We start from the raw sequence: 12618 nt of genomic DNA, 5'->3' as shown, positions 1-12618 counted from the left end.
GATAACTCTGGAGTTACTTTTGTTGGGCCGAAGCAAGGAGGCGGTAGGTGCAAAGCAGGCTATTGATCAAGGAGCTGGAGGAGGCGGGCTGGACGCTGGATCGAGTGACCGGCAGCCACCATATCTTCACGCACCGACACAACCCGTACACGATTCCCGTTCCCCACCCGAAAAAGGATTTGCCGCTGGGGACGGTCAAAAGCATCAGGAGGCGTGCCGGGCTGTACAACCCGCCACCCAGCTACAAGGGAGATCCATAATGCAATATCCGATCTGTATCGAATGGGGTGACGAAGACACCGCCATCGGCATTCAGATACCCGACATTCCCGGCGCCGTCACGGCCGGGGATAGCTTCGAGGACGCCTACAACGCAGCCGTTGAAATCGCCCACATCATGCTGCAGGAGATGGCGGCGGACGGGGAATCGATTCCCATGCCGACGTCGGCAGCGGCTCATCGCAATAATCCGGAGTTTGCCGACATGGGCTGGGGCATGCTTGAGCTGGATATCTCGCCGTATATGGGCAAGACCGAGAAGGTCAACGTGACGTTGCCAGGCTATGTGATCCAGCGTATCGATCGATATGTGCGTGAGCACAATGTCAAAAGCCGCTCCTCCTTTCTGGCGGATGCGGCGATGGAAAAACTGGTCCGGTATTGAATGGCACCGCTCCCACAGGTTCAGTGGAGGACCTGTGGGAGCGAGCTTGCTCGCGAAGCTTTTGACGCCTTACGCCGTTGCCAATGAACCACGCTGGGAAGCACTCAAAAACCGCAACAACGCCAGCAGCGGGAACGCACTCCCCACAATCACGATCCACAACCAGCCGCCCTGCTCATACACCGCACTGGCGACCGACGAACCGAAGGCGCCGCCGATGAAGATGCTGGTCATGTACAGCGCATTCAGGCGACCACGGCTTTTGGCATCCAGCGAATAGACCGCGCGCTGACCGAGGACCATGTTCATCTGTACGCAGAAGTCGAGTACCACGCCGGTCACGGCCAGGCCGATCACGCTGTAGGCCGGGTGGATGAACGCTGGCAGGAAGCTCAGGCTGGCGAACAGCATGGCCAGCAGCGAAGCGATGCGGGTGTGGCCGGCGTCAGCCAGGCGTCCACTGATCGGAGCGGCGATGGCACCGATGGCGCCGACCAGGGCGAAGATCGCGATCTCGCTCTGCGACAGGCCATGGTTGCGCGCCAGTTCCAGCGGCACCGCCGTCCAGAACAGGCTGAACGTGGCGAACATGCAGCCTTGATAAAACGCCCGCTGACGCAGCACCGGTTGCTGGCGCAGCAGCGTCCACAACGAGCCGATCAGTTGGCCATACGTGGCGCTGTGATCCGGTTGACGCTTGGGCACGGTCAGCGCCAGCACCACGCTGATCGCTGCCATCAACGCCGCGGCAATCATGAACATCGCGCGCCAGCCGAAATGGTCAGCGACGACGCTCGACACCGGCCGCGCCAGCAGAATGCCCAGCAGCAGACCGCCCATGATCCCGCCGACCACCCGGCCACGGGATTCCTCCGGCGCCAGATGCGCGGCGAGGGGAATCAGGATCTGCACCGACACCGAACTGAAACCCACCAGCAATGAGATCAGCAGGAACACGTTGGGCTGACTGGTGAACGCCGCACCGAGCAGGCTGGCAATCGCCACCACGGTGGTAATGATCATCAACCGACGGTTTTCCAGCAGGTCGCCCAGCGGCACCAGAAAGAACAGGCCCAGCGCATAACCGATCTGCGTCAGCGAGACGATGAAGCTGGCCATGGTGTCGGAAAGACCAATGTCCGGGGCGATCAGGCCGATGATCGGCTGCGCGTAGTAGATGTTGGCGACGATGGCGCCGCAGCAGAAGGCGAACAGCAGCACCATGCCGCGGGTCATTGCGTGAGTTGTGGCGTTCATAAGGTTTCTCGATCCAGCGAAAGGGAATGCGGTGAGGCTAAGGGACGCACCGAGGCGGCGGTAGAAGCCTTGTATCGATAGCAGTTATTCCGTTGCGGAATGATTGGCTTCAGGCGTGGTGGCATCGATCGGCGAACCTTGCGTCCGGCCGGGGAGCGGTGATGATACATTCACTTACATCTTCTTCGATAGCGTGCTTATGTTTACTGCTGCGCTGTTTCTGTTCATCACCGGAGGATTGCCATGTTGCGTCAACTGCTGCGTCACACCACCACGATTGCCCTGATCGGCGTGCTCGGCGCCAGCGCGGTGCAGGCGGCCGATGCCCCCGGCACGCGGCTCGGCGTGCGCGGCGAGATCACCGGGGTCAGCGCCGACTCGTTGAAAGTGCACGTCAACAGTGGCGAGAACGTGGTCATCCAGTTGACCGCGGATACCAAGGTCCGCGCCGTCACGCTGGCCAATATCGAGGACATCAAACCCGGCAGCTACATCGGCTCGGCCGCCATGCCGCAGGAGGATGGCACGCTCAAGGCAATGGAAGTGCACGTATTCCCGCCGGAACTGGCCGGCAGCGGCGATGGCCATCGGCCGTTCGATCTGGCCAAGGGCAGCAGCATGACCAATGGCAGCGTCGGCGATCTGGTGGTCAGCAACGGCCGGGTGTTGACCGTCAACTACAAGGGCGGGCAGCAGAAGATTCTGGTGCCGGAGGACGTGCCGATCGTCAATCTGACGCCGGGGGATCGCAGCTTGCTCAAGGTCGGGGTGAAGATCGTTACCTTTGTGACGCAGGGGGCGGACGGCACGTTGACGGCGCAGTCCATCTCCGCCGGCAAGGATGGCGTCACCCCACCGATGTAACTGCCAAACACAACCCCCTGTAGGAGTGAGCCTGCTCGCGATAGCGTCTTATCATTCAGCACATGTGTGGCTGACAGACCCCTATCGCGAGCAGGCTCACTCCTACAAGGGATTTGCGCAGATCAATGAAAAAGGCGACCGCTGAGGGTCGCCTTTTTCATGGCTGCTTAAGCCTTACTGGCCGGTATAAATCTGATCAAAGATCCCGCCATCATTGAAGTGGGTCTTCTGCACCGAGCGCCAGTCACCGAAGGTCTTCTCGACCGACAGGAAATCGACTTTCGGGAAGCGGTCGGTGTATTTCGCCAGCACCGCCGGGTCCCGTGGGCGCAGGTAGTTGGCGGCGGCAATTTCCTGGCCTTCCGGCGACCACAGGTACTTCAGGTATTCATCGGCCGCAGCGCGGGTGCCTTTCTTGTCGACCACTTTGTCGACCACCGACACCGGTGGCTCTGCCTCGGCGGAGACGCTTGGGTAGATCACTTCGAACTGATCACGACCAAACTCGCGAGCGATCATTTCCGCTTCGTTCTCGAAGGTCACCAGCACGTCACCGATCTGGTTGGTCATGAACGTGGTGGTCGCGGCGCGGCCACCGGTATCGAGCACCGGCGCCTGTTTGAACAGTTTGCCGACGAACTCTTTGGCCTTGCTCTCGTCACCGCCGTTCTTCAGCACGTAGCCCCAGGCCGACAGGTAGGTGTAGCGACCGTTACCGGAGGTTTTCGGGTTCGGCACGATCACCTGCACGCCGTCCTTGAGCAGATCCGGCCAGTCTTTCAGGGCTTTCGGGTTGCCCTTGCGCACGATGAACACGGTGGCCGAAGTGAACGGCGCGCTGTTGTTCGGCAGGCGGGTGACCCAGTTTTCCGGGACCAGTTTTCCGTTGTCGGCGAGGGCGTTGATGTCGGTCGCCATGTTCATGGTGATGACGTCAGCCGGCAGGCCGTCGATCACCGAACGCGCCTGCTTGCTCGATCCACCGAAGGACATCTGCACCGTGATGTTTTCGTTGTGCTCGGCTTGCCAGTGCTTCTGGAACGCAGTGTTGTAGTCCTTGTAAAAATCGCGCATCACGTCGTAGGAGACGTTGAGCAGGGTCGGTGCGGCTTGAGCCACGCTGCCAAAGGCAAGACCGGCGGCGAGAAGTGAGGCGCCAAAGAGTTTTTTCACTGCGCATTCCTTGTTGTGTCGGTGATAGCGGTAGGGGGTGATACCGTTTTGCCAGCGACTATAGCCGGGCGCGCATAGTCGCTTAAAGATTAAAAAGCTCTGTGCTTATTCCATTTTCCTGAACAGGGCGTTGCCGCAACGGGAGCAGAACGACGCTTCGTGTTCATGGCTGTTTTTCGAACACACCGGGCAATCATGTTGCAACTGACCGCCACGCATGGCGGTGGCCAGTTCGGCGGTGAAGATCCCGGTCGGTACGGCGATGATCGAGTAACCGGTGACCATCACCAGCGACGAAATGATCTGGCCCAGAACAGTCTTGGGCACGATGTCGCCATAGCCCACCGTGGTCAGCGTAACGATAGCCCAATAGATGCCCTTGGGAATGCTGGTGAAGCCATGTTCCGGCCCTTCGACCACGTACATCAAGGTGCCGAACACCGTCACCAGCGTGCAGACGCTGAGCAGGAACACGAGGATCTTCTGCTTGCTGCCGCGCAGGGCGTCCAGCAGGTAATGCGCCTGTTTCAGGTACGGCCCGAGCTTGAGTACCCGGAAGATCCGCAGCATGCGGATGATCCGGATGATCAGCAGGTACTGGGCGTCGCTGTAGTACAGCGCGAGGATGCCGGGCACGATCGCCAGCAGGTCCACCAGCCCGTAGAAACTGAAGGCGTAGCGCAACGGTTTCGGCGAGCAATACAGGCGCAGGATGTACTCGCCGAGAAAGATCACCGTGAAGCCCCATTCGATGTACGCCAGCACGTTGGCGTAGTTCTGATGGACTTCATCGATGCTGTCGAGGATCACCACCACCAGGCTTGCGAGGATGATCAGCAGCAGGGTGCTGTCGAAACGGCGGCCGGCCACCGTGTCGGTCTGGAAAATGATCACGTACAGGCGATTGCGCCACGTGTCGTTGCTGTTCATTCAAATCGCCCCGGCCATAAATCAGCGCAGCCTAGGTTGATTCTCCCCCTGAGCGCAAGGCGTGCCGTCGACGGCGGTTTTGCCGAGCATCTGGATGCCGGCGCGGATCAACCAGCAGGCGAGGATGAACGGCGCAGTCAGTGTCGCCAGACCGATGGCGGCGAACAGCGGCGTGACCAGCAGCGCGAGGACGATGCCCGGCAGCGGCAGCCACGGTTGCTGGCGTTGGCTGCTGAAGGCAAGGGCGGCGAGCACCGCGTTGTAGCTGCCCAGTCCTGAAAGCGCAGCGCTGGTTTCGTGGTGCAGCAGGCTGGAACCCAGGCCGATGGCCGAGGCCAGCAACGCCCAGCAAAAGGCGCGGCGATCAGCGATCAGCAAACCGATGGCGATCAACGCACCGGCCAGCGGATGACCGAGGAACATCACTTGGCCAAACCCTTTGAGTTCAGCGGCGAGCAGGTTCAGCGTGTTCATCTCGATGTGCGCCATCGGCGCCGACGGTTCGGCGAACAGCAGCAGGAGCCAGCTGATGACCACGAATGGCGAGGTGTAGGCCGGTATCGATCGGCTGCGGTACACATGTTTGAGCCACTGCTGGGTGACCATCGCGCTCAGGCCTCCGGCGGCCAGAATCAGCGGCGGCAACATCGGCGACCAGGGGAAATACAGGCTCAGCAACAAACCGAGCAGCACGCCGTTGTAGCTGAATAATCCGGCCTGGCGATCAGCCTTGGCGTAGTTGCGTCGTTGTGCGGTGAGCAATCCGGCGACGGCCCCGAGCAGCGCGCCGGCAAACAGCACCGGCGCGGTGAGCAGGATCGCCAGCAGGCACAGCAGGCCGCACAGCGGGTGGCGCTGGAGGAATATCTGACTGAAACCGTTGAGCAAAGCCTCGGCCCAGTCGGGGCAGTGGGTGTTGAAATGATTGGCAGGCATGTTGAGAAAATCTGGGCAGTTGATCGTTCCCACGCTCTGCGTGGGAATGCCTCAAAGGACGCTCTGCGTCTGCTCTTGGGACGCAGAGCGTCCCGGGCCGCATTCCTTTGCTGCGCGTGGGAACGATCATGGTGGGCGGTTAAATCAATGTTTCGATACGCAGCGAGTTGGTCGATCCCGGCTGGCCGAACGGCACACCGGCGGTGATCAGCAGCGTGTCGCCACGCTCGGCCATGCCTTGCGCCTGGGCGATTTCCAGCGCCGTCGAGCACACCTCATCGACCTGACGCAGGCGATCATTGACCACCGAGTGAATGCCCCACGCCACGCTCAAACGGCGCGCGGTCTGCAGGTTCGGCGTCAGGTTGAGGATCGGCGCTTTCGGCCGCTCCCGCGCTGCACGCAGGCTCGACGTTCCCGACTCGCTGTAGTTGACCAGCACCGCCACCGGCAGCACGTTGCTGATACGGCGGATCGCGCAGCTGATCGCATCGGACACGGTCGCTTCGGCTTTCGGTCGGCTGACGTCGAGCTGGGTCTGGTAGTCCGGGCCGTTTTCCACCTGACGAATGATCTTGCTCATCATCTGCACGGCTTCGAGCGGGTACTCACCGGAGGCGGTTTCCGCCGACAACATCACTGCATCGGCGCCTTCGGCCACGGCGTTGGCAACGTCGGTCACTTCGGCGCGGGTTGGCGCAGGGGAGAAGCGCATCGATTCGAGCATCTGCGTCGCGACCACCACCGGTTTACCGAGTTCACGGCAGGTGGTGATGATGTTTTTCTGAATCTGCGGCACGCTTTCGGCCGGGACTTCCACGCCAAGGTCGCCGCGAGCCACCATGATCGCGTCGCTCAGTTCGGCGATTTCGCGCAGTTGTTCAACCGCCGACGGCTTCTCGATTTTCGCCATCAGGAAGGCTTTGTCGCCGATCAGTTCGCGGGCTTCGAGGATGTCTTGCGGACGTTGCACGAACGACAGCGCCACCCAGTCCACCCCCAGTTCCAGGCCGAAGCTCAGGTCGCGGCGATCCTTGGCCGTCAGCGGGCTCAGGTCGAGCACCGCTTGCGGCACGTTGACGCCTTTGCGGTCGGACAGTTCGCCGCCGGCGAGCACGGTGGTGTCGATCGCATCGGCGTACTTGGTGACCACACGCAGACGCAGTTTGCCGTCATCCAGCAGCAGATCCATACCCGCTTCCAGCGCAGCAATGATCTCTGGATGCGGCAGATTCACCCGGCGCTCATCGCCCGGCGTGGCGTCCAGATCGAGACGGAAGGCCTGACCGCGATGCAGCTGCACCTTGCCGTCGGCGAACTTGCCGACGCGTAGTTTCGGCCCCTGCAAGTCCATCAGAATGCCCAGCGGATAGTTGAGCTGGCGCTCGACTTCGCGGATCCACTGATAGCGCTTGGCGTGGTCGGCATGATCGCCGTGGCTGAAGTTCAGGCGGAAGATGTTCACCCCGGCCTCGACCAGTTCACGGATGTCTTCGATGCCATCGACAGCGGGCCCGAGGGTGGCGAGGATTTTGACCTTTTTATCAGGCGTCATGATTTGGAGCTCTCAAGGATCAGAATGGCGCGGAAGTCGTTGACGTTGGTGCGGGTCGGCTCGGTGACGATCAGCGCATCGAGCGCCGCGAAATAGCCGTAGCCATTGTTGTTATCCAGCTCGTCGCTGGCGCTCAAACCGAGGGCGGCGGCGCGGGCGTAGCTGTCCGGGGTCATGATCGCGCCGGCGTTGTCTTCCGAGCCGTCGATGCCGTCGGTGTCACCGGCCAGGGCGTAGACGCCGGGCTGGCCTTTGAGGCTGTCGGTGAGGCTGAGCAGGAATTCGGCGTTGCGTCCGCCACGGCCATTGCCGCGCACGGTCACGGTGGTTTCGCCGCCGGAGAGAATCACGCACGGCGCCGCCAGTGGCTGACCGTGATTGATGATCTGGCGAGCGATACCGGCGTGGACTTTCGCCACTTCGCGCGACTCACCTTCGAGATCGCCGAGGATCAGCGTGCTGAAACCGGCCTGACGGCATTTCACCGCAGCGGCATCCAGCGACTGCTGAGGGCGGGCGATCAACTGGAAGTGGCTGCGCGCCAGGCTCGGATCACCGGGTTTGACGGTTTCCGACTCAGGGCTTTGCAGCCAGTTGCGCACCGAGGCCGGGACTTCGATGCCGTAGCGTTTGAGGATCGCCAACGCTTCGGCCGAAGTGCTCGGGTCGGCGACGGTCGGGCCGGAGGCGATGACCGTGGCGAGGTCGCCCGGTACATCGGAAATGGCGTAGGTGTAGACAGTGGCGGGCCAGCAGGCCTTGCCGAGGCGGCCGCCCTTGATCGCCGAGAGGTGCTTGCGCACGCAGTTCATCTCGCCGATGGTCGCGCCGGATTTGAGCAGGGCTTTGTTGATCGATTGCTTGTCGGCGAGGGTGATGCCTTCGGCCGGCAACGCCAGCAGGGCAGAGCCGCCACCGGAGAGCAGGAAAATCACGCGGTCGTCTTCGGTCAGGTTGCTGACCAGTTCCAGCACGCGTTTGGCCACGGCCAGGCCGGCAGCGTCCGGTACCGGGTGCGCGGCTTCGACCACTTCGATTTTTTCGCACGGGGCGCCGTGACCGTAACGGGTCACCACCAGGCCAGACACTTCACCTTGCCAGCTGCGCTCGACCACTTGCGCCATGGCCGCAGCGGCTTTGCCGGCGCCGATGACGATCACGCGACCGCTGCGATCGGCCGGCAGATGGGCTTCGAGGACTTGGTTCGGATGGGCCGCGTCGATGGCTGTGGCAAACAGCTCGCGCAGCAGTTGTTGCGGATCGACCGACATGGCGGGCTCCCGGAATTCTTGTTATTCGAAAGGGCAACTCAGATCCCTTGTGGGAGCGAGCCTGCTCGCGAAGGCGGTGTGTCAGCCAACATGGATGTTGAATGTGCAACCGCTTTCGCGAGCAGGCTCGCTCCCACAGGGTTTGCGCAGGCTTTATTTGTTGTCGCGAATCGAGAAGTTGGCCATGTGTTCCAGGCCCTTGATCAGCGCCGAATGGTCCCAGTTGCTGCCACCGATCGCTGCGCAGGTGCTGAACACTTGCTGGGCGTTGGCGGTGTTCGGCAGGTTGATGTTCAGCTCCTTGGCGCCTTGCAGGGCCAGGTTCAGGTCCTTCTGGTGCAGGCTGATGCGGAAGCCTGGGTCGAAGGTGCCCTTGATCATGCGCTCGCCGTGCACTTCGAGGATCTTCGAGGAAGCGAAACCGCCCATCAGTGCTTCACGCACCTTGGCCGGATCAGCACCGTTTTTCGAAGCGAACAGCAGGGCTTCAGCGACGGCCTGAATGTTCAGGGCGACGATGATCTGATTCGCGACTTTGGCGGTTTGACCGTCGCCATTGCCACCGACCAGGGTGATGTTCTTGCCCATCGCCTGGAACAGCGGCAGTGCGCGTTCGAAGGCATCGGCGTCGCCACCGACCATGATGCTCAGGGTCGCGGCCTTGGCACCGACTTCACCGCCGGACACGGGCGCGTCGAGGTACTGCGCGCCTTTTTCGTTGATCTTCCTGGCGAAGGCCTTGGTGGCGGTTGGCGAGATCGAGCTCATGTCGATTACCACTTTGCCTTTGCCGATACCGGCGGCAACGCCATCAGCGCGGAACAGCACGTCGTCGACCTGCGGAGTATCCGGGACCATGACGATGATGAATTCAGCTTCCTGCGCGACTTCGCGCGGGTTGGCCAGCGCGACGGCGCCAGCGGCGATCAGGTCGGCCGGAGCGGCGTCGTGATGCGCCGACAGGAACAGGCTGTGACCGGCTTTCTGCAGGTTCGAAGCCATTGGGTGGCCCATGATGCCGGTGCCGATAAATCCGATTTTAGCCATGAGAAAATCCTCTTGTTTTTGTCTTGCTCAAGCGAAATAGGGGTGTTGTTCTGTGTAGGAGTGAGCCTGCTCGCGATAGCGGTGTGCCAGACAACATTGATGTTGAATGTGCAGGCCTCATCGCGAGCAGGCTCACTCCTACAGGGGATTTGTGTCAGATTGCGTTGTGGGTCTTCAGCCAGCCGAGGCCTGCTTCAGTGGTAGTCAGCGGCTTGTATTCGCAACCCACCCAGCCCTGATAACCGATGCGGTCGAGGTGCTCGAACAGGAAGCGGTAGTTGATTTCACCGGTGCCTGGTTCGTTGCGCCCCGGGTTGTCCGCGAGCTGCACGTGGTTGATCTCGCCCAGGTGCGATTGCAGGGTGCGGGCCAGATCGCCTTCCATGATTTGCATGTGATAGATGTCGTATTGCAGGAACAGGTTGGCGCTGCCGACCTGTTCGCGAATCGACAGGGCTTGCGCCGTGTTGTTCAGGTAGAAGCCCGGGATGTCACGGGTGTTGATCGCTTCCATCACCAGTTTGATGCCCGCCGCCTGCAGCTTGTCGGCGGCGTATTTGAGGTTGGCGACGAAGGTCTTTTCCACGGTGGCATCGTCCACGCCTTGCGGACGGATACCGGCCAGGCAGTTGACCTGGGTGTTGCCCAGCACTTGCGCGTAGGCAATCGCCAGATCGACCCCGGCGCGGAACTCTTCAACGCGGTCCGGCAGGCACGCGATACCGCGCTCGCCCTTGGCCCAGTCACCGGCCGGCAGGTTGAACAGCACTTGGGTCAGACCGTTGGCGTCGAGCTTGGCCTTGATTTCAGCGGAGCTGAAGTCGTACGGGAACAGGTATTCGACACCGCTGAAACCAGCCTTGGCGGCGGCGTCGAAACGGGCAAGGAAATCCTGTTCGGTGAACAGCATGGACAGGTTGGCTGCGAAACGCGGCATGGTGGTCTCCCGTTCTAGATTCTCGTTCCCACGCTCTGCGTGGGAATGCGTCAATGGACGCTCTGCGTCCGCTTTGGGACGCAGAGCGTCCCGGGCTGCATTCCCACGCAGAGCGTGGGAACGATCAGCGGTCAGCAGTTAGTCGAGCAGCGAAATCGCCGTTGGCGCGTCGTTGCCGACCAGCGCCAGGTCTTCGAATTCGTTGACGGCGTTGATCTCGGTGCCCATGGAGATGTTGGTCACACGCTCCAGAATGATCTCGACGATCACCGGCACTTTGAATTCTTCGATCATCTGTTCGGCCTTGCGCAGGGCAGGGGCGATTTCCGAGGGTTCGAACACACGCAGTGCTTTACAGCCGAGGCCTTCGGCGACTGCGACGTGGTCAACACCGTAACCGTTGAGTTCCGGTGCGTTCAGGTTATCGAAGGACAGCTGCACGCAGTAGTCCATTTCGAACCCGCGCTGGGCCTGACGGATCAAGCCCAGGTACGAGTTGTTCACCACGACGTGGATGTACGGCAGTTTGAACTGAGCGCCGACCGCCAGTTCCTCGATCATGAACTGGAAGTCATAGTCCCCCGACAGGGCCACGACTTTCCGGCTCGGATCGGCCTTGACCACGCCCAGCGCCGCCGGAATGGTCCAGCCCAACGGGCCGGCCTGACCGCAGTTGATCCAGTGACGCGGCTTGTAAACGTGCAGGAACTGCGCGCCGGCAATCTGCGACAGACCGATGGTGCTGACGTAGCAGGTGTCTTTGCCGAACACCTGGTTCATTTCTTCGTAAACGCGCTGCGGCTTGACCGGCACGTTGTCGAAGTGGGTCTTGCGATGCAGGCTGGCTTTGCGCTGCTGGCAATCCTGCAGCCAGGCACTGCGGTTTTTCAGCTTGCCGGCGGCTTGCCATTCACGAGCCACTTCGATGAATACGGTCAGCGCGGCAGCGGCGTCGGAAACGATGCCCAGATCCGGCGTGAACACGCGGCCGATCTGCGTGCCTTCGATGTCGACGTGAATGAACTTGCGACCTTCGGTGTAGACGTCGACCGAACCGGTGTGACGGTTGGCCCAACGGTTACCGATACCCAATACCACGTCGGATTTCAGCATCGTGGCGTTGCCGTAACGGTGCGACGTCTGCAGACCGACCATGCCAACCATCAGCGGGTGATCGTCCGGGATGGTGCCCCAGCCCATCAGGGTCGGGATAACCGGAATACCGGTCAGCTCGGCGAACTCCACCAGCAGATCGCTGGCATCGGCGTTGATGATGCCGCCACCGGCTACCAGCAATGGACGCTCAGCCTGATCCAGCAAAGCCAGAGCCTTCTCGACCTGCACGCGGGTCGCGGTCGGCTTGGCCAATGGCAGCGGCTGATAAGCGTCGATGTCGAATTCGATTTCGGCCATCTGCACATCGAACGGCAGGTCGATCAGCACTGGGCCTGGACGGCCGGAGCGCATTTCAAAGAACGCTTTCTGGAACGCATAAGGCACCTGGCCCGGCTCCAGAACAGTGGTCGCCCACTTGGTAACTGGCTTGACGATGCTGGTGATGTCGACCGCCTGGAAGTCTTCCTTGTGCATACGGGCGCGGGGTGCCTGGCCGGTAATGCAGAGGATTGGAATCGAGTCGGCCGAGGCGCTGTAGAGCCCGGTGACCATGTCGGTACCGGCCGGGCCGGACGTACCGATGCACACGCCGATGTTGCCGGCCTTGGTACGGGTGTAACCCTCGGCCATGTGCGAGGCGCCTTCGACGTGGCGAGCGAGGACGTGATCGATGCCACCGACTTTCTGCAAGGCGGAGTACAGCGGGTTGATCGCGGCGCCCGGGATGCCAAAAGCGGTATCAACCCCTTCACGGCGCATCACCAGAACGGCGGCTTCGATTGCTCTCATTTTGCTCATGGTTTTGTGCCTCTTTACGTTTTGTAATTGTATACAAGTGGCTTTGCGCAGAGTGTATTCACGGCGGATG

General features: G+C 61.4%; 12 protein-coding genes. 3 read left to right on the top strand and 9 right to left on the bottom strand.

All coding sequences use genetic code 11. The features are described from left to right. Positions 1-47 precede the first annotated feature (47 nt). Both PseAD21_RS07925 and PseAD21_RS07920 read left to right on the top strand, forming a co-directional pair. Positions 48-260, top strand: a complete 213-nt coding sequence (locus PseAD21_RS07925; RefSeq protein ID WP_102355216.1) for a type II toxin-antitoxin system HicA family toxin — start codon at positions 48-50, stop codon at positions 258-260. Next, positions 260-664 carry a type II toxin-antitoxin system HicB family antitoxin gene (locus PseAD21_RS07920; protein ID WP_102355215.1) on the top strand — a complete coding sequence of 135 codons (405 nt, stop codon included), beginning with the start codon at positions 260-262 and terminating at the stop codon, positions 662-664. Before PseAD21_RS07925 ends, PseAD21_RS07920 begins: the two co-directional genes overlap by 1 nt. 69 nt (positions 665-733) lie before the next feature. Here PseAD21_RS07920 and PseAD21_RS07915 read toward each other — a convergent pair whose 3' ends face one another. Then, positions 734-1921, bottom strand: a complete 1188-nt coding sequence (locus PseAD21_RS07915; RefSeq protein ID WP_102355214.1) for an MFS transporter — start codon at positions 1919-1921, stop codon at positions 734-736. 243 nt (positions 1922-2164) lie between these two features. On the opposite strand from PseAD21_RS07915, the gene PseAD21_RS07910 reads away from it, so the two are divergent. Continuing rightward, positions 2165-2785 carry a DUF5666 domain-containing protein gene (locus PseAD21_RS07910; RefSeq protein ID WP_102355213.1) on the top strand — a complete coding sequence of 207 codons (621 nt, stop codon included), beginning with the start codon at positions 2165-2167 and terminating at the stop codon, positions 2783-2785. A gap of 174 nt (positions 2786-2959) precedes the next feature. Here the strand turns inward: PseAD21_RS07910 and PseAD21_RS07905 are convergent, their stop codons facing one another. The 8 genes from PseAD21_RS07905 to gcl all read right to left on the bottom strand — a co-directional run bounded on the left by PseAD21_RS07905 (position 2960) and on the right by gcl (position 12548). Continuing rightward, a complete protein-coding gene (locus tag PseAD21_RS07905; RefSeq protein ID WP_102355212.1) occupies positions 2960-3958 on the bottom strand; it encodes a sulfate ABC transporter substrate-binding protein in 999 nt (332 codons plus the stop codon). Positions 3959-4063: 105 nt separating this feature from the next. Further along, a complete protein-coding gene (locus PseAD21_RS07900) occupies positions 4064-4888 on the bottom strand; it encodes an ion transporter (RefSeq protein ID WP_102355211.1) in 825 nt (274 codons plus the stop codon). 21 nt (positions 4889-4909) lie between these two features. Continuing rightward, positions 4910-5824, bottom strand: coding sequence for an urea transporter (locus tag PseAD21_RS07895; RefSeq protein WP_102355210.1), 915 nt, complete (start codon positions 5822-5824; stop codon positions 4910-4912). 139 nt (positions 5825-5963) lie between these two features. Beyond that, on the bottom strand, positions 5964-7379 hold the full coding sequence (gene pyk, locus PseAD21_RS07890; protein WP_102355209.1) for a pyruvate kinase: 1416 nt from the start codon (positions 7377-7379) through the stop codon (positions 5964-5966). Further along, the gene (locus PseAD21_RS07885) at positions 7376-8650 is read right to left on the bottom strand and encodes a glycerate kinase (protein ID WP_102355208.1); all 1275 of its coding nucleotides are present in this window, start codon (positions 8648-8650) and stop codon (positions 7376-7378) included. Before PseAD21_RS07885 ends, pyk begins: the two co-directional genes overlap by 4 nt. Before the next feature lie 153 nt (positions 8651-8803). Beyond that, positions 8804-9697, bottom strand: coding sequence for a 2-hydroxy-3-oxopropionate reductase (locus tag PseAD21_RS07880; protein ID WP_102355207.1), 894 nt, complete (start codon positions 9695-9697; stop codon positions 8804-8806). Between the two features lie 154 nt (positions 9698-9851). Continuing rightward, positions 9852-10634: a hydroxypyruvate isomerase gene (gene hyi, locus PseAD21_RS07870; RefSeq protein ID WP_025111893.1), complete on the bottom strand. Its 783-nt coding sequence runs from the start codon at positions 10632-10634 to the stop codon at positions 9852-9854. Positions 10635-10772: 138 nt separating this feature from the next. Further along, positions 10773-12548: a glyoxylate carboligase gene (gene gcl, locus PseAD21_RS07865; protein WP_007919935.1), complete on the bottom strand. Its 1776-nt coding sequence runs from the start codon at positions 12546-12548 to the stop codon at positions 10773-10775. Positions 12549-12618 lie beyond the last annotated feature (70 nt).

The sequence above is a fragment of the Pseudomonas sp. AD21 genome (assembly GCF_002878485.1).
Lineage (GTDB): Bacteria > Pseudomonadota > Gammaproteobacteria > Pseudomonadales > Pseudomonadaceae > Aquipseudomonas.
The sequence above is the reverse complement of the archived record's forward strand: the minus strand, read 5'-3'. Positions and strand labels throughout refer to the sequence as shown.

Coding starts and splice junctions, on each gene's coding strand:
- PseAD21_RS07920 (WP_102355215.1), top strand. CDS start 260: ATGCAATATCCGATCTGTATCGAATGGGGTGACGAAGACACCGCCATC.
- PseAD21_RS07915 (WP_102355214.1), bottom strand. CDS start 1,921: ATGAACGCCACAACTCACGCAATGACCCGCGGCATGGTGCTGCTGTTC.
- PseAD21_RS07910 (WP_102355213.1), top strand. CDS start 2,165: ATGTTGCGTCAACTGCTGCGTCACACCACCACGATTGCCCTGATCGGC.
- PseAD21_RS07900 (WP_102355211.1), bottom strand. CDS start 4,888: ATGAACAGCAACGACACGTGGCGCAATCGCCTGTACGTGATCATTTTC.
- PseAD21_RS07895 (WP_102355210.1), bottom strand. CDS start 5,824: ATGCCTGCCAATCATTTCAACACCCACTGCCCCGACTGGGCCGAGGCT.
- pyk (WP_102355209.1), bottom strand. CDS start 7,379: ATGACGCCTGATAAAAAGGTCAAAATCCTCGCCACCCTCGGGCCCGCT.
- PseAD21_RS07885 (WP_102355208.1), bottom strand. CDS start 8,650: ATGTCGGTCGATCCGCAACAACTGCTGCGCGAGCTGTTTGCCACAGCC.
- PseAD21_RS07880 (WP_102355207.1), bottom strand. CDS start 9,697: ATGGCTAAAATCGGATTTATCGGCACCGGCATCATGGGCCACCCAATG.
- hyi (WP_025111893.1), bottom strand. CDS start 10,634: ATGCCGCGTTTCGCAGCCAACCTGTCCATGCTGTTCACCGAACAGGAT.
- gcl (WP_007919935.1), bottom strand. CDS start 12,548: ATGAGCAAAATGAGAGCAATCGAAGCCGCCGTTCTGGTGATGCGCCGT.